This is a genomic window from Parvularcula mediterranea (genome assembly GCF_013085255.1).
Taxonomy (GTDB): Bacteria; Pseudomonadota; Alphaproteobacteria; order Caulobacterales; family Parvularculaceae; genus Parvularcula; species Parvularcula mediterranea.
Window position 1 is genome coordinate 505,288 of the sequence record NZ_JABFCX010000003.1, and the last position, 24,777, is coordinate 530,064.

At 62.9% G+C, this 24,777-nt stretch carries 24 protein-coding genes; 8 read left to right on the forward strand and 16 right to left on the reverse strand.

The genetic code is table 11. The annotated features are described in order from the left end of the window. Positions 1 to 346: 346 nt before the first annotated feature. On the reverse strand, positions 347 to 1,033 hold the full coding sequence (locus HK107_RS11220; RefSeq protein ID WP_173199786.1) for a hypothetical protein: 687 nt from the start codon (positions 1,031 to 1,033) through the stop codon (positions 347 to 349). 280 nt (positions 1,034 to 1,313) lie between these two features. On the opposite strand from HK107_RS11220, the gene HK107_RS11225 reads away from it, so the two are divergent. Beyond that, a complete protein-coding gene (locus HK107_RS11225) occupies positions 1,314 to 3,710 on the forward strand; it encodes a TonB-dependent receptor (RefSeq protein ID WP_173199788.1) in 2,397 nt (798 codons plus the stop codon). Between the two features lie 48 nt (positions 3,711 to 3,758). Here the strand turns inward: HK107_RS11225 and HK107_RS11230 are convergent, their stop codons facing one another. The 10 genes from HK107_RS11230 to HK107_RS11275 form a co-directional block, all read right to left on the reverse strand. Continuing rightward, a complete protein-coding gene (locus HK107_RS11230; RefSeq protein WP_173199790.1) occupies positions 3,759 to 4,529 on the reverse strand; it encodes a 23S rRNA (adenine(2030)-N(6))-methyltransferase RlmJ in 771 nt (256 codons plus the stop codon). 10 nt (positions 4,530 to 4,539) lie between these two features. Beyond that, the gene (locus tag HK107_RS11235) at positions 4,540 to 4,911 is read right to left on the reverse strand and encodes a DoxX family protein (RefSeq protein WP_173199792.1); all 372 of its coding nucleotides are present in this window, start codon (positions 4,909 to 4,911) and stop codon (positions 4,540 to 4,542) included. 2 nt (positions 4,912 to 4,913) lie between these two features. Beyond that, positions 4,914 to 5,720 (reverse strand): SIMPL domain-containing protein, encoded by an 807-nt coding sequence (locus tag HK107_RS11240; RefSeq protein WP_173199794.1) that lies wholly within the window; start codon positions 5,718 to 5,720, stop codon positions 4,914 to 4,916. A gap of 74 nt (positions 5,721 to 5,794) precedes the next feature. Then, complete coding sequence (locus HK107_RS11245; RefSeq protein ID WP_173199796.1) at positions 5,795 to 6,862, reverse strand: serine hydrolase domain-containing protein; 1,068 nt, start codon at positions 6,860 to 6,862, stop codon at positions 5,795 to 5,797. Between the two features lie 10 nt (positions 6,863 to 6,872). Further along, a complete protein-coding gene (locus tag HK107_RS11250) occupies positions 6,873 to 7,337 on the reverse strand; it encodes a GAF domain-containing protein (protein ID WP_173199798.1) in 465 nt (154 codons plus the stop codon). Continuing rightward, a complete protein-coding gene (locus HK107_RS11255; RefSeq protein ID WP_173199800.1) occupies positions 7,334 to 7,999 on the reverse strand; it encodes a fumarylacetoacetate hydrolase family protein in 666 nt (221 codons plus the stop codon). Before HK107_RS11255 ends, HK107_RS11250 begins: the two co-directional genes overlap by 4 nt. Before the next feature lie 8 nt (positions 8,000 to 8,007). After that, entirely contained in the window at positions 8,008 to 9,423 is a 1,416-nt protein-coding gene (locus HK107_RS11260; RefSeq protein WP_173199802.1) for a DUF3667 domain-containing protein, read from the reverse strand. A 113-nt stretch (positions 9,424 to 9,536) separates the two neighbouring features. Continuing rightward, a complete protein-coding gene (locus tag HK107_RS11265) occupies positions 9,537 to 10,079 on the reverse strand; it encodes a hypothetical protein (protein ID WP_173199804.1) in 543 nt (180 codons plus the stop codon). A gap of 71 nt (positions 10,080 to 10,150) precedes the next feature. After that, entirely contained in the window at positions 10,151 to 10,936 is a 786-nt protein-coding gene (locus HK107_RS11270) for a class I SAM-dependent methyltransferase (protein WP_173199807.1), read from the reverse strand. Continuing rightward, a complete protein-coding gene (locus HK107_RS11275) occupies positions 10,936 to 12,261 on the reverse strand; it encodes an aspartate aminotransferase family protein (protein WP_173199809.1) in 1,326 nt (441 codons plus the stop codon). The genes HK107_RS11270 and HK107_RS11275 overlap by 1 nt, the downstream gene beginning before the upstream one ends. 129 nt (positions 12,262 to 12,390) lie before the next feature. Between HK107_RS11275 and HK107_RS11280 the strand changes: the two genes are divergently transcribed. Beyond that, positions 12,391 to 13,530 carry a DUF547 domain-containing protein gene (locus HK107_RS11280; protein WP_173199811.1) on the forward strand — a complete coding sequence of 380 codons (1,140 nt, stop codon included), beginning with the start codon at positions 12,391 to 12,393 and terminating at the stop codon, positions 13,528 to 13,530. Between the two features lie 74 nt (positions 13,531 to 13,604). Here the strand turns inward: HK107_RS11280 and HK107_RS11285 are convergent, their stop codons facing one another. After that, positions 13,605 to 15,701 (reverse strand): TonB-dependent receptor, encoded by a 2,097-nt coding sequence (locus tag HK107_RS11285; RefSeq protein ID WP_173199813.1) that lies wholly within the window; start codon positions 15,699 to 15,701, stop codon positions 13,605 to 13,607. 163 nt (positions 15,702 to 15,864) lie between these two features. Here HK107_RS11285 and HK107_RS11290 point away from each other — a divergent pair, with 163 nt between their 5' ends. Next, on the forward strand, positions 15,865 to 16,707 hold the full coding sequence (locus tag HK107_RS11290) for an aldo/keto reductase (RefSeq protein WP_173199816.1): 843 nt from the start codon (positions 15,865 to 15,867) through the stop codon (positions 16,705 to 16,707). On the opposite strand, the gene HK107_RS11295 is transcribed toward HK107_RS11290, so the two are convergent. Beyond that, on the reverse strand, positions 16,691 to 17,185 hold the full coding sequence (locus tag HK107_RS11295) for a phosphate-starvation-inducible PsiE family protein (protein ID WP_173199818.1): 495 nt from the start codon (positions 17,183 to 17,185) through the stop codon (positions 16,691 to 16,693). The two genes, HK107_RS11290 and HK107_RS11295, sit on opposite strands and share 17 nt — an antisense overlap. A gap of 87 nt (positions 17,186 to 17,272) precedes the next feature. Here HK107_RS11295 and HK107_RS11300 point away from each other — a divergent pair, with 87 nt between their 5' ends. From HK107_RS11300 to HK107_RS11320, 5 genes are all read left to right on the forward strand, one after another. Then, entirely contained in the window at positions 17,273 to 17,722 is a 450-nt protein-coding gene (locus tag HK107_RS11300; protein ID WP_173199820.1) for an acyl-CoA thioesterase, read from the forward strand. Positions 17,723 to 17,786: 64 nt separating this feature from the next. Then, on the forward strand, positions 17,787 to 18,554 hold the full coding sequence (locus HK107_RS11305) for a glycine-rich domain-containing protein (protein ID WP_198912395.1): 768 nt from the start codon (positions 17,787 to 17,789) through the stop codon (positions 18,552 to 18,554). A 39-nt stretch (positions 18,555 to 18,593) separates the two neighbouring features. Further along, positions 18,594 to 19,439, forward strand: coding sequence for an AAA family ATPase (locus tag HK107_RS11310; RefSeq protein ID WP_173199822.1), 846 nt, complete (start codon positions 18,594 to 18,596; stop codon positions 19,437 to 19,439). 3 nt (positions 19,440 to 19,442) lie between these two features. Further along, positions 19,443 to 20,882, forward strand: coding sequence for an alpha/beta hydrolase (locus HK107_RS11315; RefSeq protein ID WP_173199824.1), 1,440 nt, complete (start codon positions 19,443 to 19,445; stop codon positions 20,880 to 20,882). A 97-nt stretch (positions 20,883 to 20,979) separates the two neighbouring features. Beyond that, positions 20,980 to 21,468, forward strand: a complete 489-nt coding sequence (locus tag HK107_RS11320; protein ID WP_173199826.1) for a DUF2937 family protein — start codon at positions 20,980 to 20,982, stop codon at positions 21,466 to 21,468. Here the strand turns inward: HK107_RS11320 and HK107_RS11325 are convergent, their stop codons facing one another. The 3 genes from HK107_RS11325 to pgi form a co-directional block, all read right to left on the reverse strand. Beyond that, positions 21,469 to 22,536, reverse strand: coding sequence for a 5-(carboxyamino)imidazole ribonucleotide synthase (locus HK107_RS11325; RefSeq protein WP_173199828.1), 1,068 nt, complete (start codon positions 22,534 to 22,536; stop codon positions 21,469 to 21,471). Further along, positions 22,536 to 23,042: a 5-(carboxyamino)imidazole ribonucleotide mutase gene (purE, locus tag HK107_RS11330; RefSeq protein ID WP_173199830.1), complete on the reverse strand. Its 507-nt coding sequence runs from the start codon at positions 23,040 to 23,042 to the stop codon at positions 22,536 to 22,538. The genes HK107_RS11325 and purE overlap by 1 nt, the downstream gene beginning before the upstream one ends. A gap of 87 nt (positions 23,043 to 23,129) precedes the next feature. Continuing rightward, a complete protein-coding gene (gene pgi / locus HK107_RS11335; protein WP_173199832.1) occupies positions 23,130 to 24,776 on the reverse strand; it encodes a glucose-6-phosphate isomerase in 1,647 nt (548 codons plus the stop codon). Between the last annotated feature and the right edge of the window lies 1 nt (position 24,777).

A 24,777-nucleotide genomic window follows, 5' to 3' on the forward strand; every position in this document is an offset into this window, starting at 1 on the left:
TTTCCTCACCCCCTCTTATGCAGCGATAGCGATTGCGGGGGGGGAGAAGGCGAAAGCTTTCTCTATGTGGATGATGATCATGTCTCGAAGGAGGGCCCCCATCTCATACTGGGGCGTATCTCCGATGTTCTCGAGGGGGGGCAGGATGCCCGCGCCTATTGCCAGCCCCTGGAGGAAAAGCCCGGCTCAGCGCGCTGAGATCAGCCCCCCCCAAAAAAAAAAAAACCCCCCGCCTCTGGTTCGGAAGAGAGGCGGGGGTTTTTCTATGGGCTGGTGAGGGTTGCCCGCTGGTCTGTGTCGGCTTGAGAACCTATCCTTAGAGTAGCAAGCCTCATGCCAACGCGCGTTAGACGCGGCGGCGGGAGCGGGCCATCAGGGCGATGCCCGTGCCGAGGAGGAACGCTGCACCCGGAAGCGGTACGTTCACGTCGGTCAGGTCAGCTTCGATGGCGATGTCGTCAAGGAAGCCGCCGAGTGTGTTGTCGCTGCCAAAGGCGCGGAACATGATGGCGTTGTCGCCGACGCCTGCGAGGAAGTTCATCGTGACGACATGCCAGGCATTCTGGTCACGGCGGCGGCCATCGACCGAGCCGATCTGCATCGACTGGGTGAAGACCGGCTCAGCACCCGAGGTGTCGAGGTTACCGATCGAGACGGCGATGCCATTGTCGTTGTAGTTGTTCGTCCGCGGACGGTAGGCGAAGGTCACCGAATGCTGGGCACCAGCGACGAGGTTGGCGAGGGCAGCCATCGACGTGTTGCTCGTCGCAGCGTTGACGTCGCCGCCATTGCCCTTGTGGCTGTCGAGTTCGACATACTGGTTGCCTTCATAGGCGGTGACGACGGTGCCGGAGCGCTGGATTTCGATCCCTGCCCCGTCAATCGTCATGAACTGGCCGAAATTGTCGAAGACGCGCCAGCGCGAGCTGATCTGCTGGCCTTCAAATCCTTCGGTAAAGACGACCGCTGCGTCGGCAGAGGCGGTCATCAGGGCGGCGCCTGCGAGGGCAGCTGCGATCATCTTGCTGGTCATATTCGTTCTCGTTCCCATTGAGCCGGAGTCTCCGGCGCTCTTGGTCGCGAGATGCAGGCATCATGCCGGTTGTCTTGAGCGCTTCTGTTCACCCTGTTTTGGCGGGAATTGGGCGTTTCGGGCGCGTTCTGAGCGAACTTATGTCACAATTACGCAACATCTTGGCGTCACGTGCTGCCAGCGCCGAAAGTAAAGGTCGCATTTACCTTCCCGAACGACACGTTGTTTGTCCCGGGATGGAACACCCGTCCCGGCCATAAAGCATCAGGGAGAACACCAAATGACCCGACTGCCCCTCACCTCTATCCTGACACTCGGTGTCTCGGCCGTTGCGCTGACAACCGCTGCTCAGGCCCAGGTGATCGACGATGACGATGTGATCGTCGTCACGGCCACCAAACGCGCACAGACGCTTCAGGAAGTCCCCTTCTCAGTCGATGCCCAGACGCAGGAAGATATCCAGCGCACAGGCTCCCAGACCCTTGAAGACATCGCCCGCAACGTGGCGAGCCTCAACATTCAGAACCTCGGCCCAGGCCAAAGTCAGGTCTCCGTCCGCGGCGTCTCGGCAGGCCAGATCGTCCGTGACCAGCCGGGCGTGAAGGAGCAGGTCGGCGTCTATCTCGACGAGAGCGTGATCTCGCTGTCGCTCTTCACCCCTGACCTTGATCTCTTCGACCTCAACCGGGTCGAGACGCTGCGTGGTCCGCAGGGCACCCTCTTCGGGTCTGGCTCAATCGGCGGCACGCTGCGCTACATCACGAACCAGCCGAACCCCGATGCCTTCGAGGCGATGGTAGAAGCTGACGTCAACACGATCTCCGACGGCGGCACCGGCGGTAGCCTCAAGGGCGTGGTCAATGTTCCGCTGTCTGACAGTGCAGCCTTCCGCCTTGTAGCCTACCACACGGAGTATGCAGGCTTCATCGACGCCCTGCGCGAGGATCCGACGGCCGCTGAAGGCTTCCGCATCGACGAGGACGTCAACTCCGGCGACCGTCAGGGCATCCGCGCCTCACTGATGTTCCAGCCGACCGAGAACCTGAAGATCACCCCACGGATCATCTTCCAGGAGATCGATGTCGACGGCTTTAACCGTCAGGAAGAGTTCAACCTCTTCGGCAATCCGTTCACGACTACGCGGACGCCGGTCACTTTTGAAGAGCGTCAGCAGTACCTCCTGCGTGACGAGCGGTTCTTTGATGAGACGATCATCGGTGACGTGACCCTTGAATACAATACGGGACCGGCCGTCATTACTTCGATCACCTCGGTGATGGAGCGGGAGATTCTCGTAAGTCGCGATGCTTCAGCCCTCACGGGCTCGGTCTCGGTCGACCTTGGGTACCCGGACGAAGCGGTTCTGATCCCTTCGAACCTGCGGGACACGACGGACCTGTCGAGCTTCACGCAGGAAGTGCGGATCGCGAACTCAGGCGCAAGCCAGGTCGACTGGCTCTTGGGTGCATTCTACTCGAAGATCGAGCGCGACTATGCCCAGCGTCTTCCCACTCGCGGGTATGATGGGTTCACGGATGATGTCCTTGGCGCAGGGACTTCCGATGCCGTGCGCAACGGCTTTGGTGCGGACAGTCCGTTCAACTCGGACCTGTTCTACGACCTCACCCAGTACGCAGTGTTTGGCGAGGCAACGGTCAACGTGAACGATGACTTCCGCGTCACCGCTGGCGGCCGCTACTACGACTTCGAAGAGGATCGCGAGATCACTTCGGGCGGTCTCTTTGCCAATGGCGACTCGATGGTCATGGATTCGACAACCTCAGACGGTTTCAACGGCCGCCTGATCGCCGCCTATGACCTGACTGGCAATACGACTGTCAATGCGCAGATCAGCCAGGGCTTCCGCCTCGGCGGTGTCAACGACCCGCTCAACGTTCCTCTGTGTTCGGCGGAAGACGAAGCGGTCTTCGGCGGCTTCCAGGCCTATGATGACGAGACGCTGATCAACTACGAAGCCGGCATCAAGTCGAACTTCCGAGGGATCACCTTCAACGCCGCTGCGTTCTACACGGACATTTCGGACCTGCAGGTGACCCTCGATGCGGGCTCGTGCTCCTCGCGGATCGTGTTCAACGTCCCCGAAGCGCACACCACCGGTATCGAAGCTGAAGTGGCCATCGAGCCGATCGAAGGCCTCGACATCTCGTTCGCGGGTTCGTTCATCAATGCCGAGCTCGACAGCACGGTTGCGCTGGGCGACGGCACGCCGATCCCGGGTCTTTTCGAAGGTGCTGAGCTGCCCTCCGCACCGCAGGTGCAGGCGGCTATCGTCGCGAGCTACGAGTACCCGCTCGACAGCTTCCGTCCGGGCTGGTCGGCCGTCTTCAATGGCTCGGTCCAGTATGTCGACGAGCAGTTCACCCAGCCGGGTGACCAGGATCCGATCATCCAGCCCTTTGCCTCGGGCCTGCCCTTCGGCGGTGCCAGCGGCAATGACGTGACGGCACTGGATCTTCAGCTTCCGGACTACACGATCGCCAACTTCTCCTGGGGCCTGATGAATGAGGACGGCTTTGAAGCTCTTCTCTACATTAACAATGCCTTTGACGAGAACGCGCTCCTGTCCTTCGACCGTGAGCGTGGTGGCCGGGCGCGCCTTGCGTACCGGACGAACCAGCCGCGCACGATTGGCCTGACCCTGCGCAAGCGCTACTAGGCGCTCAGCATACCGAATGAAGGAGGGAGGCCCTCAGGCCTCCCTTTTTTAGGGGCGGAACACGCGGCCACCGAGGGCGATGGCGCGCGCTATGGCCTCATCGGCGCCGTAGGGCGCGCCGATGATTGCGAGGCCTGAGCCCTTCATCCCGCGGCCATCCTTGGGCGGAAAGCTCACCTCGCTGACGAGCGGCTCCCCTTCCGCCATGCCGCTCAGTAACTCCGCGTGCCGTCCTGCGTCGAGGATCGGGTACCAGACCATGATCGCCGCCTCGGGCCAGCGCTTGTGGATCGTCATGGCGAGCTTTGCCGCTCGTCCGTACTCGTCCTTCAGCTCGTAAGGTGGGTCGATCAGGACGAGGCCCCGCCTCGGGTCCATCGGCGTCAGAGCCTTGGCACCTTCATAGGCGTCGCGGTTGTGGACGGCTGCGCCCGAGCCTTTCATCGCCCGGCGAAGGGCGCGGTGTTCCTGCGGATGCATCTCCATCAGCGCGATCTTGTCCTGCTCTCGCAGCAGCGAAGAAGCGATCAGCGGCGAACCGGGGTAGGCTGTCTCCCCATGCTGTGCACGGACTTGTTCGAGAGCGTCACCGATCGGGGTCCCTTCAAGCCCTTCAACCCGATCGATACCGAGCGCCGCCTCGCCAGTCTTCTGCGCTTCTTCCGAGGTGAGGTCGTAGAGCCCACGACCTGCATGGGTCTCGAGATAGGATACCCCGCGATCCTTCTTCGTCAGAAGGCGGAGGAGTTCTGCAAGGACGAAATGCTTGTGAACGTCCGCGGCATTCCCTGCATGATAGGCGTGCTGGTAGGAGAGCATGGCCGGAGCTTTAGCGCCCCGAGGCCTTCCAAAGCCAGAGGCCGATGGCAATCAGCGCGAACTGCACGCCGATGCGGATGCTCGCCGCGACGGGCACCTCGAACACCGGGTCAGGCCGGAAGAAGTCCCAGAGATGGAGCGGCAGGAACCCAGCGCACAGCGCCGCGAACGCCAGCCCCGCCAGCGCCCGTGTCCTCCGGACGATCACGCCGAGGCCAATCGCGATCTCCACCGCGCCTGAGATGAGGACCACCTCAAGCTCCGGCAGCCAATCCGGCACGATCGGGAAGAACGCCTCAGGGCTGACGAAATGCACGACGCCGCCGCCGAGCATCCAAAAGGCGATGAGCGCGCAGGCGAGGAAGATGCCGACGTTTCTCAAAGCTACTCCTCGTCGATCGGTTCGACCGCAAAGGTCACGCCGAGCGATACCTCAATCGGCAGCTTAGGATCGTCGAGATCCAGCTCGTACTTCGGAGCAATTCGCGAAGCCGAAACGACGATGACGTCATCCTCAGCCATGTCGTACTCCTCGCTTGGCGCAGCGCCTTGAGGATCGACTTCGAGAACTCTGCCGAGCTTGAGGCCCGAGGCAGCTGAAAGCACTTCGGCCTCGGCACGCGCCGTCGCGATGGCCTTTTCGATCGCACGGGCGCGACCGTCGATCTGGTCGATCATGATGTACTGATCGAAGCTGAAGTCGCCGTCGGTGAGATCTGTACCCAGAGCGATGACGTTCCCCATCTCGCGCGCTGGCGCGGCGGTCACGGCAAGAAGCACACTCGCAACGTATCGGCTGGGCGGGCAGGAATCGAGGCGCCGGCGCTGGTCCGAGCCGTCGACGCCCTCACATCTCTGTTGCTTATAGCCCTGGACGTCGAGCTCGTCGGCTTCGAAACTGAGGCTCTCGAGTCCCTCAAGCCTGCCAAGTTCCGACCGGAGCGCCGACAATTGCCCACTCAGTGATGCGACGGCTTCTTCCTGAGAGGTGCCGTATCCGGAGAGTTCGGCCGAAGCGATAAAGCCTTCTGCGGGGAGTAGGATCAGAGCGTCGGAGTAGACTGTCATCTCCTTGCTCCCCTTAGGCTTGGAACCCTTATCCCAGGGTGGGTTTGGCAACCAGCCTGTGATCGCGAGGAGCGCGATGACAGCACCTGCGCCTAGCCCTGCCCAGAATCCATTGATTTTCATGGCCCTACCCTGCCCTTTTTGCCCAAGGGGATCATGCAGGAAGAAGGCTTGGAGTCAAAGCGTTCGGCGCAGGCTCACCTGTCCTGATCAAAGAGAGCATTCGCCCTCGCCCGGCAATCGAAGCCTGGTTGGTTCGAGAAGCAGGCTGCTGCGCGGCCGAGCCGGGGGGCGACGAGATGGTAGCTCGATGCGTCGATGTCGGAGCCTGCGAACCAGAGGATGGGTTCGCCATTTGCATCACCGTGGACCAGACCGAAGGCGTCATTGTCCTTCGGGTGCTCATAGGTCCGTGTGGAGACCATCAGATCCCAGAACGCCTCTCCGAACGCGTCGCGGGTCAGGATCTCTTCCTGCCATAGCATCCAGTCGCGCATGGAGGTCATGACGCCGCTTCCCCCGTAATGGGGCGCATTGCGGCGAATGAGGATGGGGCCGCCCTCTTTGTGGACGGTCAGTCCGGTGCTTTTGAGGGCTCCGATAAAGCCAGCGGTACGCGGAGCGATACCGTTTGCGCGGTTCGGGATGACGGTCGTGACGTCGTCATGGATCAGCGATGCGGACATCCCCAGCGGTTCGAACACCCGTTCGCGCACGACAGCTGAGAATGGCTTTTCGTAAGCGCGCTCAACGATCTCTGCGATCAGCTGGAAGTTGATGTTGTTGTAGCGCCATTCCGTTCCCGGAGCGAATTGAAGCTCCTCAACGGAAAGGCTGGCTTCGATTGCATCGTCTACGGAAAAATGGAAGTGGGTCGACCAAGGCTGCCCGCCCTCCCGGGGCAGGTCGTAGGCTTCGGACAGGCCGCTGGTGAAATAGAGGAGGTGCCCGACTTCCAGGGCTTCGCCGTAATGAGCCGCTTCCGGGATATGCTTCGCGACAGGGTCATCGAGGCTCACCTTGCCGTCGAGGATCGCGAACGCCAGCGCCGCGCCGGTGATCTGCTTCGAGAGGGATGCGACGTGGAACACGGTGTCCATGCTGACAGCAGCGCCGCTATCGGGATCCGCGATGCCTTCGATCTCCATCGCTGTGACACTGTCGCCATCGTAGAGAGCGGCGACGTATCCGCCGACCAGCGGGTCCTGCGCCTGTGCGCCCTGCGTCATGCATCCCAAGGCAATGGTCAGAAACAGGCGGCGCATGTCGGCTCCTTCAGTTGGCGAACGTCTCTTCGATGATGCGCTCCAGCCATTCGGCGTCGGTCCTGTCGAAGGTTCCCTTGTCCGGGCTGTCGATGTCGAGGACGGCCATGAGCTGGCCAGATTTCGTCCGCACAGGGACGACGACCTCGGAGACCGAGCGGCTGTCGCAGGCGATGTGGCCTTCGAACTCATGGACGTCCTCGACCACTTGGCTTTCGAGGGTCGCAGCTGCCGCGCCGCAGACGCCCTTGCCGAAGGGGATGCGGAGGCAGCCGAGGGTGCCTTGGTAGGGCCCCACGACCAGCTCTTGCGGCTTGTCGGGATCGACGATGTAGAACCCCGTCCAGATGTTGCCCGGGAAGGCCTGGGCGAGGAGGCAGGAGACGGTGGCCATGCGCGCGGTCAGGTTCGGCTCGCCCTCGAGGACGGCGGCGATCTCTTTGGCGGTCTGGGCGTAGATGTCGGCTTTGGTCATTCGAGCAGCGTAAACCTCAGGGGCGGCAGATCCGCAATAGCCACCTCGACCTTGTCCTCTGGCTGGAGCGCGCCGACCCCTGCCGGAGTGCCTGTGTAGACGAGGTCGCCGGGGCGCAGCTCGAAATAGCGCGAGAGACGCGAGAGGACTTCGGGGATAGACCAGATCATATCGGAAATGTCCGCAGACTGACGAACCTCGCCATTGAGCTTCAGCTCGATTGAGCCAGCGGTGAGAACGTCATTGCGCGGCATCAGCTTGCCGACCATGGCGCTGTCATCGAACGCCTTGGCAAGGTCCCAGGGCGCGCGGCGCTCCTTCGCTTCCGCTTGGAGGTCCCGGCGGGTCAGGTCGCAACCGCAGGCATAACCGACGATGGCGGCGGCAGCCTCTTTGTCGGAGAGCGCCGTGCCGCCTGCCCCAAGGCCTACGACGAGCTCTGCCTCATAGTGCAGGTCTTCGGTCGCAAGCGGGAACGGGATCTCCCGCGCGGAACAGGCCGCGTCGGCGGGCTTGGTGAAGAACACCGGCGGCTCGGACTTGGGGTCCGAGCCCATTTCGATGGCGTGGTCGGCGTAGTTCTTGCCGATGCAGAAGATACGCCTGACCGGAAAACGACGGCCATCGACGACGGGGATGCTGGGTTGCCTGAGCGTGAACATCCCGCCTTCTAGACGATCTGCCAGAGACTGAAAGCAACAGCTGCAAAGAGCGCGATCAGCATGAAGAAGTTATAGATCATGCCGACGAAGATCGTCGTGAAGACGGTCTTGAACCAGCCCCGCTTGAAGGCACCCTTGAGCCCCAGCGCATAGTAGACGGGGATGCCGAACATGAAGGCGAGACCTGCGATCTCATCGGGCACGATGCCGCTGAACCAGAGCATGATCGTCAGGATGACGAACCCGAACGCATGGGTCTGGATCGACAGCAGCAGGTGGTCGTAGATCAGCGCATCCCTGCCCCTGATAATCAGGGCACCCAGCACCGCCATGAACGGCACGAACAGCAGCATCAGCACCGGGATTGCCTCGTTGAGGGCATTCGAGAAGGCGTTGGGGTTCTGCATCGTCATGATGAGCGCGTCCCCGACACGCTCTGACGTCAGCTGACGCCCCATGAAGTTGACGCCTTCACCGAGGCTGACGCGGTCGCGCAGCCACTGCTTCTCTTCTTCGGTGTAGTTGAGGTCCTGCGCCTTCAGGAAGAAACCGCCATAGGGGACGATGCGCGGCCCCGGCGCCTCTTCTTCCTCGGGTTCGGTTTCCGCGGCAGCCTCGCGAGCTTCCTCGGCAGCGTCCTCGGCTGCGTCAGCGAGATCTTCGGCAGACTCTTCCTGGCTCTCGGCAAGCGCATCGGCCGGCTCTTCGGTGGCAGGAGGACCTGTGGCGTCCTCTCCGCGATCTTCGCCGTCTGTTGGCGGGGCTTCGGCTAGGTTGTCCTGGGCTGCAGGATCCTCGCCGGCGGGCGACCGTCCAGCCGCCCCGTCAAAGACGCGCTCCATGAATTCGGGCATCTCCACGCCCTCATCCTCAAGCGCGGCACGGACCTCGCCTTCGACCTCGGCCACCTCTTCCTTGCTCAGGATACGAGGCGTTCTTTGCGGCTTCTCAACAGGGGCTGCCTCTTCGGCGGGCGGGGCTTCTTCGCCTTCCGCCTCGACGTTGAAGTCGAGGACGAGGCTCTCATCGAGCTCTTCCTGCTGGTCCTCGGGGACGAGTTGGAGGACGAAGATGTTGGTGTCGGTGAGCCACAGGGTCGCGAAAAACGCGAAGGTCACGACGAAGAAGAACCTGACCGGCGGGGTAAAAGGCGACCGCTTGCCATGGGCATATTGGTGGAGGTGCTTGCCCGGACGGGTCAGCATCCACCGGAACGTGCGCAGGAACTTGCCATCGAGAGCCGCCACATTGGCCACGGTCTCACCGGCAAGGTGGGTGATCGAGCGGCGGCAGTCATCGTCCTTCTGCCCGCAATTGTAGCAGAAGGGGCCGACAATTTCCGCGCCGCATGCGAGGCAGCCACGGCCCTGCGGTAGAGGCGTGCTCTGCTCAGGCGCAGCCGCGCTGATCTCGGTGGTGCTCATGCCCTTGGTCCCTTACCCGAGGGCACCTTGGCGCGATTGTGTTGCGATTTCCAGCGCGGGGGCGCGTCCGAGATGATGAGGATGCGAAAAAGGGGCGCAACGCGCCCCTCCTCTTAGTCCTTCTTCGGCAGTTTCGCCCGCACGCCCTTCGAACGACCCGAGCTCGAGGAGCCAGAAGACGAGGACGAGCTGCTGCTATCGCGGCGGGGACGCTGGTCACCATCGTCACGTTCGACGCCGTCCTTGAGCTTCACGCCCTTCAGGCCGTCGAGATCACCTTCGACACCGCGATCACGGTAGCGGCCACGGCGTCCCCGGCGGCCATAAACCGGGTCATAGGGGTCGTAGTAGCCGTAGCGACGGTAGTGATAGCGGCGGTAGCCGTAGCGATCATTGGGGTAGCGGCGGTAGTAGCTGACACGATCGTTTGCGGCCGTGACACCAGCGTAGAAGGCCTGACGATCAAACGCTCCGCCGCAGTTCTGGCGATAGAACCGCGCCTGCTTGTCGATCCCGCCCAGCGCCCAGATATCGTCATCAGCGCCGAGGCCCCGGTAGAACCAGTTCTCGCTGCCGCAATCGCGAGGGATCAGGCTCGACGGAGACACACACGCGGCAAGGCCGAGGATGCCAATGATTGCAAGAAGATAGCGCATGCCCTGCGGCTCCCTGAAATTCCCTGCCAGTTGATGCGCATTTTCCGTCGCAATCAAGGGTGGAACGCCGTTTATGACTTTCTTGCCACGTAGACTGTGTGGCCGAGAGCTTGGAACGGTCCCTCGAGCTTCACGAAGGGCTCGAGCAGCACCTCGTCCACGAAGCGCTTCGGCTGGTAGGCGAGGTAGGTCCGGCTGCCCTCCTCGACACCGCCCCTGACAACCAGCTCGCCCTCGTCAAAGCTCCTGCGCTCGGAGCCCGTCAGCTTCGTCGCCTGCTCATCGCCATGAACGGTGAAAACGAAGATGCCGCCGGGACGCAGGATGCGCGCGATCTCGCGCGGCCAGACTCGGTGCGCCTCATCGGAGAGGTGGGTGAAGATCGAAACCGCGAAGACCACGTCGAAGCTTTCATCATCGGTCGGCAGCGGCGGCTCGGGGTCGTTGAGCTTATAAGTGCCGCGCAGATGCTCCTTGCACCAATCAATGGACGACTGGTCGATGTCAAAGCCGATATAGTCCCACCGCTCGGGCAAGTGCACGGCAATCCGCCCAAGACCACATCCCCACTCGGCCACATCAAGGCGCTCGCCTTTGATATGGCGCTCAATGATCGCGGTGATGTCCGTGGCATTCGCGCGGCCCCAGCTGTCAAAGCCCCGGAACGTCGCGTCGCCATAGGTCCGGCAGATCAGGTCGGCAGGAGGGAAGACCTTGTCAGGGTTCCTCTCCTGCCACTCTTTGTTCGCCGCCGCGGCCTCTTCGACCTGGCGTGCGGTGTACATCTTCTCGACGAAAGGCAGCACACGGAGTGACCGCGCGAGGGCGATCAGCCTCTCCCGCAGTCGTTGATCCATCAGCCGCCCAGCACGTCTTTCGTGGCCTGGGCAAAGATGTCGAGGCCTTCGTCGATGATCGCGTCCGAAGCAACGAGCGGCACGTGGGTCCGGATGACCTGTGCCTTCTTGCCTGCGGTGAGGGTGATAAGACCCAGCTCCCGCGCGCGGCCCTGGATCTTGGCGGCAGCGTCGGAGTTCGGCTTCATCGGGTCGCCATCGGTGACCATCTCCACGGCCGCCATGGCGCCCACGCGGCGGACATCGCCGAAGACGCCCTTGCCGACGCCTTGGGCCAGCTCGTTCCAGCGGCTCTCAACCTTGGCGCCGATTTCCTCGGCACGCTGAAGAAGGCCATCTTCCTCGATCACGTCGAGGACGGCGAGGGCCGCGGCGCAAGCCACGGGGTTGCCGCCATAGGTCGAGCCCATGCCGCCCGGGCCAATCTGGTCGAAGAGGTCGGTCTTGCCGATGACAGCTGAAAGCGGGAAGCCGCCAGCGATCGACTTGGCGCAGACGAGGAAGTCAGGCTCGACGCCCGACTGCTCGATCGCGAACATGGTGCCGGTCCGGGCAAAGCCGGTCTGCACTTCATCGGCGATGAACATGATGCCGTGCTGGTCACAGATATCGCGCAGGCCCTGCAGGAACTCACGCGGCGCAGGGACGAAACCGCCCTCGCCCTGAACCGGCTCGATCAGGATCGCAGCGACGTCCGATGGATGGATCGATGTCTCGAAGATATGGTTCAGGCAGGCGAGCGAGCCTTGCGTGGACATACCCTTATACTCATGCGGGTACGGAGCGTGATAGACATCGCCGGGAAGCGGGCCGAAGCCTTCTTTGTACGGACGGGACTTGCCGGTCAGCGCGGTGGCAAGGAGCGTCCGGCCGTGGAAGCTGCCCTCAAAGCTGATAAGGCCCGGCCGGCCCGTGATGCGGCGGGCGAATTTGCAGACGTGCTCGGTGGCTTCCGAGCCCGTGTTCATGAACATGGTCTTGTAGTTCGACTTGCCCCCACCCGCTTCGGAAACGAGCTTGTTCAGGCGCTCGGCCAGCTCGATATAGGGCTCGTACTGAGCAACACCGAAGCAGGTGTGGACCACCTTCTCCATCTGGTCGCGGGCGGCCTGCATGACCTTCGGATGGTTATGGCCGACGTTCAGGACACCGATGCCTGCGATGAAGTCGATGTAGCGCTTGCCTTCGACGTCCCAGAGCTCGGCCCCTTGCGCCTTGGCAGCGTAGATGCCCGACTTCGACGGGAGGCCATTCGGGCAGGCCTCGTTGCGGCGGGCGACCATGAGTTCGTTCGTGGGGTATTCGTTGGTGCCAGCGTCAGCCATCGGTTTCTCCTTATCCTATGGGCGGTGTGCTCCTAGTTGCGCCGCTCTTCAAGGGCGGGAGCCGAGGATTTCCGCTCAGCATCAAAGGGCGCACTTGCCCGTGACACCGCGCTCTCCTACGCCATCAGAATGAGACAGATTATCGCCCTCGGCGCCGCTGTGGCGCTCGCATCCTGCGCGACCGGACCGGTCGTTGAGGATACTGGACCCAGCCCGGCGCGCCTCGCCGAGTTGGCGAAGTTCACCCCGGCGCCGACAGGCTCCGTCCAGAAGATCGACTATGACGTCATCGACGAGTTTCTCGACCTGACCGTCATCGATCTCGGCCCCTCCACGAGGCGCCGTGAGCAGCGTCCACCACCGCCCTCGGGCAGCCGACTGACGAAGGGCCATGACAGCCCCATCCGCCTCGAAGGCAACAAGGTCGTCTTCTCCGAGTTCACCCCTGACGTCGAGAAGGCCGCTCGCGAATATGCCGAAAGCCTCGAGACCATCGGCAACCGGATCGACATTGAAGAGCTCGCCCGCAACCAGCAGCTGGTCTACTGGTTCAACCTCCACAACATCACGCTGATGGCGGTCCTTGCCGAGCGCTACCCGGTGGTGGAGCCGAGCCGGATGCTGGTCGACGGCGTCCTCCTCCATGACGCACCGCTGATCGAGATCGACGGCGTCACGCTCAGCCTGCGGGATATCCGCGAAGAGATCGTCTACAAGAACTGGGAAGACCCAAGAGTCATCTATGGCTTCTGGCATGGTGACCTGGCCGGGCCTTCGATCCTGACGAGCGCGTGGAATGCCGGGACGCTGAACAGCGACCTCAACAAGAACGCTGATGAGTTCGTCAACTCGCTGCGCGGCGTCGATGGCGTCGGCAAACGCTCGCTGGGCGTCTCGCCGATCTACAAGGAAGCCCAGAGCGCGCTCTTTGCGAACTGGCCACGCGACCTGCGCATGCACCTCGAGAAGTTTGGAGAGGGTGAGGTGGCAGAGCTCCTCCAGAAGCGCGGCACGGTGGTATGGCTGCCTTATGAGCGGACGATCTCTGACCTCTCAGGCGGTGAGCCCTATCCGGGTCCGCGTCCCGGTGTCGAAGCTCTCAGCGGCGACGACCTCTCGACCGGCTCGCCCGCGCGTCAGCGGATGCTGCGTGAGATGGTCTTCAAGTTCGGCGATCCGAGCTACTGGCAGCGCCGCCGCGCGACCGTCACCATCCTCGATGGCGACGACACCGGAGAAGATCCGGAGGAGACGGAAGAGATCGAGTGATCCCTTCCCGTCCCTACGAGGCAAAAGAAAAGGCGCCCCGCGGGGCGCCTTTTTTGTTCGTATAAGGAACGCTCCTAGAAGCGGCCGCTCAGGGTGAAGCGCGCGTTCAGGGGCGCAGCGACCGTCGCCTGATGCGTCGAGTGCGCGTTCGGGAAGTAGAGCTCGTCGGTGAGGTTCTCGATGTTCACCTGAATGCGGAGCTTCTCGTTGATGTCGTAGTAGCCTGCAGCATCAAAGCGGGTGAAGCTCGGCAGCACAGCCGTGTTGGCGTTGGTGATGAAGCTCTCGCCCTGATGGGTCACGCCAAAGCCGAGGCCGAACTTGTCCGTGACGTCGAAAGCGTTCCACAGGCTGAACATGTTCTCAGGCAGCTCGCGCGGCGTGAGGCCGGTAGGGCCGTTGCGGTCGACGATCTCGCCTTCGAGATAGCTGTAGCCGCCCGTGATGAACCAGCGGTCGGTGACACGGCCCTGGAGCTGGAGCTCGAAGCCGTTGGTCTCGCTGTCGATGACGTCGAGGGTCTCAGGGTCATTGTCCGCTACCTGCGGCGAGGACTGCTCGATCTGGAAGACAGCTGCCGTCAGGCTCAGCCCGTCAATGAAGTCCCACTTGATGCCTGCTTCGAGGTTGGTGAACTCATCCGGGTCAAGAGCATTGGCTGCACCGTTGATGTTGGCGAACTGCTCGCCCGACCGCGGCAGGAAGGTCTCGGAGTAGCTGCCATAGATCGAGATGTTCTCGAGCGGCTTGTAGACGAGGCCAACGCGCGGAGCGATGTTGTCATCCGTACGCGAACGACGCTCGTCAGCCGGGACGTTCAGGACATCGATCTCGAAGCTGTCGAACCTCAGGCCGAGCACGAGGTCCAGCTGGTCCGACAGGGCAATCTCGTCCTGGATGTAGGCGGAGGTGACGCGGACGTCGGCTTCGGTGTCATCGTTGAGGTCCGAGAAGGCCACGGTCGTCGTCTGGCCCGAGGCGTTCACGCCGACGCCGCCCGACAGCATCAGGGGGCGCATGACGTCGAAGAACTCGACATCGTCGTTCGTCTGGTCCCAGACCGGGTTGAAGCGGTCATTGTTGTTGACCGTATCGATGTATTCGACGCCGGTGACGATGGTATGGCCGATGGAGCCTGTCTCGAACTCGCCCACCAGATCGCCTGAGAGGATGAAGTTCTGACGCTGGGTCGTATCGACATAGCCGTCGAGGCCGACAACTTCCGTCTGCGGATCATAGCTAACGGCATAGAAGTTCTGGTAGAACTTGTCGTAGTCGCCATAGAAAGCGCTGAAGCGCCCTTTCAGGCTGTCGGAGAAGCGATGCTGAACCTGCGCGCGCCAGAGATGCGCCTCGATGCGGTCGTCATTGAGCTCAGGGTCGCCGAAGACGATGTCCTGCAGGGCTTCCACCGGCTCACCGTCAGCTCCCGTCGGAATGCCCCGGTCGATGAACCGCTGGTGGTCGATGTATTCGTAAGAGAGGTCGATGGTCGTCGCGGGCGTGACCTCGAAGCGGAAGGCCGGATTGATGCCGATGCGCTCGCCATCGAAGAAGTCCCGGTGGTTGTCCAAGGTCTCGTACATCGCGTTGAGGCGGAACGCGCCGTTCTCGCCAACGGTCTTGTTGGTGTCGATCCAGATGTCGTAGGCGCCGAAGCTGTTCACCGAGGTCCGGAAGCCGGTGAAGTCCTCGGAAAGGTCAGCCTTCTTCATCACCCGGTTGAGGACACCGCCCGTGCCGCCGCGCCCGAAGAAAAGAGCGTTCGGTCCACGGAGGATCTCGACCTGCTCGAGGTTATAGAGCGGGCGGTAGTACTGAACATCGTCGCGCACGCCGTCGATGAAGAAGTCAGCGGTCGAGCGGACGCCGCGGAAGACGATGGCGTCACGGTGGCCCTCGCCCTGGCTGTTGTTGACGCCGGGGGTGTAGGTGATGATCTCGCCGATGCTCGTGAAGCCGCGCTGGACGATCTCTTCGGCGCCGATGATCGACAGGCTCTGCGGCACGTCGAGGATCGGCGTCGGCGACTTCAGCGCGTTGACCTGGCTCGTGTAGAGGACTCTGCCCTGGACAACAATTTCGTCGACGATGTCGGCATTGCTGGCCGAGACAGAGGCGTTGGCGCTGATCTGGGTGGCGGCGGTGCTAAGGAGAAGTGCGGAAAGCATTTTTCAAACGGAACCTGCAACTGAGAACGCCTCGCAATTAGCTTCTTGCAAATCATTGTCAACAGCGTTGCGACTTATTCGCAAAAACTATCGAACGATCGCCGCAGCTGTGAACGGTTCCGCCCGGTCCGGTGTTGGGTTCCTGAGAATTTCAGGAGGCCCCATGCTATTTCACACCTTTGACGGCATCGACATCCCGCGCCTTGGTCTTGGTACCTGGCAGCTCGAAGGCGACGATGCCTATCGCATCACCTTGAAGGCGCTCGAGGTCGGCTACCGCCATATCGACACCGCCGCGATCTATGAGAACGAGGAAGAGGTCGGCCGCGCCATCAGGGAGAGCGGCGTGCCGCGCGAGGAAATCTTCCTGACCACGAAAATCTGGAATCCGCGGATTGAGAAGGAAGAGCATGACGAGGCCATGAAGGAGAGCCTTGACAAGCTGGGTACGGACTATGTCGACCTGATACTCAACCACTGGCCGATCAACGACATGGAGATCAAACGCCAGGTCGTCCCTCTCGCCAAGCTCAAGGAGGACGGCCACGCCAAGCTCATCGGCGTCTCGAACTACAATCAGGAGCAGCTCCTCCAGGCTGTCACCGACTGCCCCGAGCGCCTCGCGAATATTCAGTGTGAGTACCATCCGATGCTCGACCAGGACCCGATCCTCAAGTCGGCACGCGGGTTCGATATGCTCTTCACCAGCTACTCACCGATCGGTCAGGGTTCGACGCTTGACAACCCTGCCATTGAGCGGGTGGCCGAGTGGAACAAGAAGACGCCCGCGCAAGTCGTCCTGCGCTGGCACCTGCAGCAGGCCAATGTTGCCGCCATTCCGCGGACGACATCGGAGGACCACCTGGCCGCGAACTTCGACATCTTCGACTTTGAACTGTCTGCGGAAGACATGAAGACGATCTACGGCCTGATGAAGCCGGACGGTCGGATCATCGATCCGAAATGGGCACCCAAATGGGACACAGGCGTCACAGAGGCTGCCTGACCTCCTCAGGATGCTGCTGGTCGTCCCCGGCAGCATCCTCTTTGCCCTCCCCGGGACCGATGGCGGCAATTGACCGGTCGCACCAGTAAGTCGCGACATAGACGAAGCCGAGTGCCAGGACCGTGGCGCCGAGGCCGATCAGAACTGACCCGGCGGTCTGCTCGATATCCAGGACAATCAGCTTACGCACCACCGCGAGGATACCGATCAGGACCACGGTCCTGAGCTGCACCACCCCTCGCGCGCCTGAGGCCATCTGCTCCACCGAGTGGGCCAGCTCGAGCGCGATGACGACTGCGAGAATGCGTTCGAACAAGCGCTGGAAGGTCAGGTAGTCCTGCACCACGGTAAAATCGTCGAAGATCGACGTCAGGCTGACGATGAAAGAGCCAAGGGAGAAGAGGATCACCACCCCCGCCCCTGCCAGCAGTATGGCGGCGACGAGCTTGCTGAACCGTTCGTAGATATCGGTGACCATGGATCGACCTTTCGCTACGAAGGACTTAGGCCGAAGCCGGCTGGCGGCTTCCGGCATGGCGTCGCAGGAACGAAAGAGACCACCGCTATGGCTTCCGAGGACATCCCTGAACCTGAAGGCCCGCTCATCGGCTGCAATTCCTTCGAGACAGCCTGCCTGTCCTCGCGCATCGCGCAGGCGGAGGACATTGACGAACTCGGCCACGTCAACAACGCCGTCTATGTCCGCTGGGTGCAGGACGCGGCCGTCGGGCACTGGTTTGCCGTAGCCCCTGACGATGTCGCCTCCGCTCATGTCTGGGTCGCTGGCCGCCACGAGATCGACTATCGCGGCGAGGTGAAGGAAGGCGACGAGGTCGAAATCCGGACGTGGCTCGGCGAGGTCAAAGGCGCCCAGTTCGCAAGGCACACCGATATCAGGATAAAAGGCTCGAAACGCCCCGCTGCCGAAGCGCTTACCTGGTGGGTTCTCGTCGATGCGGAAAAGCGCCGCCCGCGACGGGTGAATGCTGAAATGCTGGCGCTTTTCGGCCTCTGACCGCCGGCCTTGGCGGGAGCGCCCGCCCTCCCCTAGGCTCTCCGTTGCGATCAAGGAGAGACCCATGGGCAAAGCCTTCACCTCGGACCGCTGGCAGGCGATCGCCGCCTGCTCCATCGAAGCCGCTGACGCAGCGTTCCCGCTTTCCGCGCGGCTCGCGCGGGACAATGGCTGGAGCCTTCCCTTCGCTGAGCGCGTGCTCGAGGAGTATCGCCGCTTTGCGTATCTCGCGGTGGTTTGCGGTCGTGAGGTCACGCCGTCCGATGAGGTCGACCAGGCTTGGCACCTGCACCTCTGCTACACCCGGCACTATTGGAGCGAATGGAAGGAAGCTCTCGGCACGGAGCTTCATCACGGCCCGACCAAGGGCGGCAAGGCCGAAAACACACGGTACAGGGACAATTACGACGCGACACTTGCTCTCTATAAGGAGCATTTCGGCGAGGACGCTCCGTCGGACATCTGGCCCGCCCCCGACGTCCGCTTTGGCCGCGCTCCGCATTTTCGCAGGATCGACTTGAGTGACACGCTTCTTCTCTCGAAGCGCAGGCTCGCTGGCATCGGGACCGCGGGCGCAGTGGCTGCGGGCGCACTCGCTCTCGCCGCAGCGGCCCCGGCGGCTGGCGCCGAAGAAGGCATCCCGCGTGACCTCATGATCATCCTCGGCATGTCCGCCTTGTTCGTCCTCGTCATCGCCTTCGCCCTGAAAGGCGGCGGCAAGGGGAAGGGCGGCTCAGGTACGGGCTGCAGCGGCGGCCATGCAGGCAAGTCCGGCGACGGAGGCGATGGTGGCTCAGGCTGCGGCTCCGGCTGCGGAGGATGCGGCGGCTAGGCGCTTGCCGCCCCGCCACGGCTCACCTATCCAGCTCGGATGGCTTTTCAATCCACCTCCACCTACGTCGCCACCGATGACCTGAAGGTCGCGGTCAACGCAGCCGTCACGCTGGAGCGCCCGCTCCTCGTCAAAGGGGAGCCGGGGACCGGCAAGACCGTCCTCGCCAAGGAGGTGGCCGACAGCCTCGGCGCGCCGCTGATCGAATGGCACGTGAAATCGACCACCAAGGCGGCCCAGGGCCTCTATGAGTATGACGCCGTGGCCCGCCTGCGGGACAGCCAGCTAGGCGAGGAGAAAGCGACCGACGTCGCCAACTACATCAAGCGCGGCAAGCTCTGGGAAGCATTCACCTCGGACGTCCGCCCGGTCCTCCTGATCGACGAGATCGACAAGGCCGACATCGAGTTCCCGAACGACCTCCTGCAGGAGCTCGATCGGATGGAGTTCTACGTCTACGAGACAGGCGAGACGGTGAAGGCGGCCCAGCGTCCGATCATCATCATCACCTCGAACAACGAGAAAGAGCTGCCCGACGCATTCCTGCGCCGCTGCTTCTTCCACTATATCCAGTTCCCGGACGCCGAGACGATGAAGTCAATCGTCGATGTCCACTATCCGAACATCAAGCAGGACCTCGTCCGCCTCGGCCTCACTCGGTTCTACGAGCTGCGCGAGACGCCGGGCCTCAAGAAGAAGCCCTCGACGTCGGAGCTCCTCGACTGGCTGAAGCTCCTGATGGTCGAGGATGTCGACATGTCCGTCCTGCGCGAGAAGGACGCCCGCAAAGCGATCCCGCCGCTCCACGGCGCGCTCCTCAAGAACGAGCAGGACGTGCATCTTTTCGAGCGGCTGGCGTTCCTAGCCCGGCGCGAAGGGCAGTAGGGCTTGCGGATCGCGGCGGCTCTTCTTCCTCTCGCCCTCATTGCTGGGTGTGCGGAGAAAAAGCTTGAACGCGATAGCTACGCGCCGGTCCTTGAGGCGAGCGAGCCGGTGGTCAGCGTGCCCTCGGCCTTCACCGCTGAGCACTACACCCTGACGGTTCCCGCCGACCGGACCGATCCTTCTGGCGGCTCGGTCACTCTCCCTGTCATCATCATCAAGGCGCAGGAGCCATCGGAGCTTCCGCCTATCGTGCGCATTTCAGGCGGTCCGGGGACGGAGGGTCTGTCTGCTGCCGCCTATCCCGGTGCCTATCCGTGGACGAAGAACCGAGACTTCATCATCTTCGCCCAGCGCGGGACGGCTTACGCGTCTCCTGCCCTGCGGTGCCCCGGCCTTCGCGAAGCTTTTGGCGAAGTGGAGGGGAGCGGCGAGCCGCTTGAAGTGATTATGGCGTGTGCAGAGCGCCTGCGAAGCGAAGGCGTGGACACCAGCGATTACCACACAGCGGCAGTGGCAGACGATCTCGAAGACCTCCGCATCGCCTTCGGACACAACCGCTGGTCGCTCTACGGCCTCTCCTACGGCACCCGCGTGGCGCTGACCTATGCGCGAGAACATGGCGAGGCGCTCGATGCGCTGGTGCTCGATTCGCCGCTGCCCCATCAAGCAAAGTACGATGATACGAGTGCGGAGAATTTCCGCCTCGCCCTCGCCTCTGTTGCCGAAGACTGTGCAGCCGAACCCGCCTGCGCCGAAGCGTACCCGGACCTCGGGCAGAGATTCTTCGCCGCCATCGCCGCGGCAGAAGACGCGCCCTTCAGCTTCGCCACTGAGACCGAGATCACCGAACTCACGGCCACCGATCTTGTCAGCCTCGTCAACCTCTCCTCTGCCCAATGGATCAGCTACGCGCCTGCGATCATGGACGCGATTGCAAGGCGGGATGGTGAAGCGATCCTACCGCTGGTTCACTCCGGCCTCGGCTCCGACTACGCTTGGGGCCAGCGGCTGTCAGTCTGGTGCAGCGAAGCACTACCCTACTCCGAACGAGCGCGCGGCAAACCTGACGCGCCCTTCGCAGGTCTCGAAAGCGCAGCGGTGAGGCCGGAGCTCTGCGAAGCCTTCGGTGTCGCCCAGCGTCCAGCCGCCGAGGTTGCGGCCACCGTCAGCGACGTGCCGACCCTCATTGTCGCCGGAGCTTACGACCCCAGCACGCCCCCGAGCTTCGGCCAGATTGCTCTTGAGACTCTCTCCCGGGGCGAGATGCTCACCATCGCCAAGGGCGGGCACACCGAGACCAACAACTGGTCCGGCGATGGATGCGCGATGAAGGCTGCTCACGCCTTTCTCGATGATCCGGCGGGATATCTCGATGGCTCAGCCGTCCCTGCATGCACGACCGAACGCGCACCGCCGCCCTTCGTCATTGCAGGAGACGACTGACCTCCGCGCCGCCCACGGTAACCTTCACGAAGCTTTCGTTGAATGTGCGCCTTTCCAATGCTTAAGATAGCGCAGGGATATGGTCAGGGTGGTCTGAATGAGCCGCATCATTGCTTTCATTTTCGGTCTTTTGGGTGCGGTTGGCGCGAGCCAAGCACCTGAATTCACGCAGCAATATATGCAGAACTTGACCGGACGGGTTGATGAGCTGATCCGGGTCGTCGAGCGTTTCGATGAGGATGCGGCCAACTCGGACATGTCGCGGCAGGAGGCTTTGGACTACTGCCTCGCCGACGAGCGCCCTGCCGGTGCCATGTCATGCCGTGGCCGTGCCGACGACATCGCGACCTACGAACGCCGTCGCCAGCAGCTGATGGCTCTTCAGGATGCGGGCGAATGGCAGCGCCCGATCTTCCTCGCGCGCAACTTCGACCAGGAAGTGTTCGACAGCACCCGCGAGACTTACAAGCCCGCCGTACCCACCACGATGGTCGGTGGCGGCTATGCGCTCGCAGGCTTTGCTGGCCTCTGGGGCGTGATTTCGCTGATCCTCGGGATCATCACAGCGCCGTTCCGCCGCTACTGATCAGCCCTTGCGCCAAGGCCTGACGGCGTGGCCCATCTTGCGGCCGGGCCGTGCTTCACCCTTGCCGTAGAGGGTCAGGTCGACGTTCGGATCAGCGGCGAGCGCTGCCCATTCGTCGGCCTCAGCACCCACGAGATTGAGCATCTCCATCGGTCGCACGGTCTCGGGATCGCGGAGGGGCCAGCCTGCCACTGCGCGGATCTGCTGCTCGAACTGGCTGACGGAGCAAGCCTCAAGCGTGTGGTGCCCTGAATTGTGGACCCGCGGAGCCATCTCGTTGGCGAGCAGCTCACCACCGACGTCGAAGAACTCAACGGTCAGCACGCCCACATAATCGAGATGCTCAAGAACCAGCCGCACCGCCTCGCGGGCCTGGCTTGCCACCTCGGCTGAGACCTCAGCGGGGATGACGCTCCGTGCGAGGATGCCGTCCTTGTGCTGATTTTCGCAGAGGTCAAAGAAGGCAATCTCGCCCTTCGCCGAGCGGGCAGCGACTTGGCTGAGCTCCCGGTCGAAGGAGGCCATGCCTTCGAGGATCCACGGGCCACCACCAAGCTCTGACAGGACCTTGCCAGCGTCTTCGTCGCCATTGAGGCGCTCCTGCCCCTTGCCGTCATAACCGAACCGGCGGGTCTTGAGGATCGAGCGGCCGGCTTCGGGGAGCGCGGCCGACAGGTCCGCTTCGTTCTCGATGGCCCAGTAAGGCACCGTGCCGATGTTCAGGGAACGGAAGAGGTCTTTCTCCCGCAGGCGCTCCTGGCTCGCTGCCAGCGCCTTCGCATTAGGAGCAAGGGTGGTCCCGGTGTCCGTCACCGCAGCGGCGGTCGCGGCGGGGACGTTCTCGAATTCATAAGTGACGGCATCGCAGTGCTCGGCAAAGGCCCGCACTGCGTCCTCGTCTTCATACTCGCCGGTGAAGCAGCGGCCAGCGACCTGTCCAGCGGGCGAAGTCTCTGCTGATGGTCCGTAGACGGCGGTCTTGAAGCCAAGCTTCGCAGCGGCAGAGGCCAGCATCCGGCCGAGCTGGCCGACGCCGAGAATGCCGATGGTACTTCCCGGCTCCAGCATCAGCGGGTCTCCTGATCCGCAGGCGGAGCTTCCACTACCGCGTCGGTCTGCTTCTGCCGCCACGCCTTGAGACGATCTGCAAGGCCCTTGTCGTTGAGGGAGAGGATCGAGGCCGCCATAATGCCCGCATTCTTCGCACCAGCCTCACCAATCGCCAGCGTGCCGACGGGCACACCGCCGGGCATCTGGGCGATCGAAAGGAGGCTATCCATGCCGGACAGCGCCTTCGACTGAACAGGAACGCCGAGCACAGGAAGGTGGGTCATCGACGCGACCATGCCGGGAAGGTGGGCCGCGCCCCCTGCCCCAGCGATAATGACGGAATAGCCCTTGGCCTCTGCCGTCTTGGCGAAATCGACGAGCCGGTCAGGCGTCCGGTGGGCGGAGACGATCAGGTCCTCGTGGCCGACGCCAAGCTCATCCAAGATCTCAGCCGCGCAGCACATGGTCGGCCAGTCGCTGGTCGACCCCATGATGATCGCGACGGGGCGCGTGTCCTGAACCATCTTCGTTCCCTCCAAGAAGCGGGGGAGTTAGCGGGCGCGGCATGACGGGGCAAGGCGCGCCGGGCGATAGGTTCTGCCCCTTCCGGGTCAGACCCCTGCGCGCAAGCTCCGGATCCGCGCGATCAGGCCGGAGGTCGAGCGGTCGTGGTCCGCATCCGCCTCGCCTTTCAGCTCAGCGAGGATCGGCTTGGCGAGGACCTTGCCAAGCTCGACGCCGAACTGGTCGTAGGAGTTCACGCCCCAGACCGCGCCCTGGACGAAAATCTTGTGCTCGTAGAGGGCAATCAGCGCACCGAGAGTCTCGGGCGTCAGCTTCTGCATCAGGATCGAGATGGAGGGTCGGTTGCCGGGGAAGGCCTTGTGGCCCTTGAGCCGGTTGGCTTCTTCGTCCGACTCACCCTGCTCCTTTAGCTGCGAAAAGGCCTCTTCCTCGGTCACGCCGACCATGAGGGCTTCGGGCTGAGCGAGGAAGTTGGCGAGGAGCTTCTCGTGATGGTCGCCGAGCGGATTGTGGGAGACCGCAGGCGCGATGAACTCGCACAGCATCTCCGTCGTGCCCTGGTGGATAAGCTGGTAGAACGCATGCTGACCATTGGTGCCCGGCTCACCGAAGACGATGGGTCCGGTCTCGTAGTCGACCTTCGAGCCGTCCGTCCTGCGGCCCTTGCCGTTCGATTCCATGTCCGCCTGCTGAAGATAGGCGGGGAGCCTGAGGAGCGACTGGTCATAGGGAAGGCAGGCGACCGCCGGCATATCGAGGAAGGTCCGGTGCCAGAGGCCGATGAGGCCCATCATCATGGGCAGGTTCTCGGCGGCTGGCGCTTCCTCAAAGTGGCGGTCCATGGCGTGGGCGCCGGAGAGGAGGTCTTCAAAAGCGTCCCAGCCGACGGTCAGCGCGATCGGCAGGCCAATGGCAGACCACAGGGAGTAGCGCCCGCCGACCCAGTCCCAGAAGCCGAAGACGTTGTCGCTATCGATGCCAAACTCTGACGTAGCTTGATGGTTGGTAGAGAGCGCCACGAAGTGCTTCGCGATGTCCGCCTCGCTGCGGCCTGACTTCAGGAACCAGTCCCGCGCGGACTGGGCGTTGGTCATGGTTTCCTGTGTCGTGAAGGTCTTCGAGGCGATGCAGAAAAGCGTCGTCTCCGGATCGACCTGCCGCAGGACCTCCGAAAGGTGTGTGCCGTCGACGTTGGAGACGTAGTGCACCTCGCGGCCTTCGAGGTGATAGGGCCGCAGCGCCTCGGTCACCATGACGGGGCCAAGGTCGGAGCCGCCAATGCCGATATTGACGACGGTGGTGAGCGGCTTGCCGGTCGCGCCTTTTCGCTCGCCAGAGGTCACGGCGTCGGTGAAGGCCTTCATCCGCTCACGAACGTCGAGGATACCGGGGAGGATATCCTCGCCGTCCACGGAATATTTGCCGGTCCGGTTATCGCGGAGGGCCACGTGGAGGACCGCGCGGCCCTCGGTGCCGTTGATCGCCTCACCGGAGAACATGCCCCGGCGCTTCTTCTCGACCCCTGCCTGCTCGGCGAGGGCGAGGAGCGCGTCAGTGACCGCAGGTGTCACCCGCGTCTTGGAAGCATCAAGGAACAGCCCCGCCGCTTCATAGGAGAACCGCTCGAACCGGCCCTCATCCTCAGCGAACAGATCACGGAGGTGCTTCTGGCCGTCGGTCCTGGCGAGCTGTGAGAGAGCCCCCCACGCATCGAGTTTGGTGGGGTCGGTCACG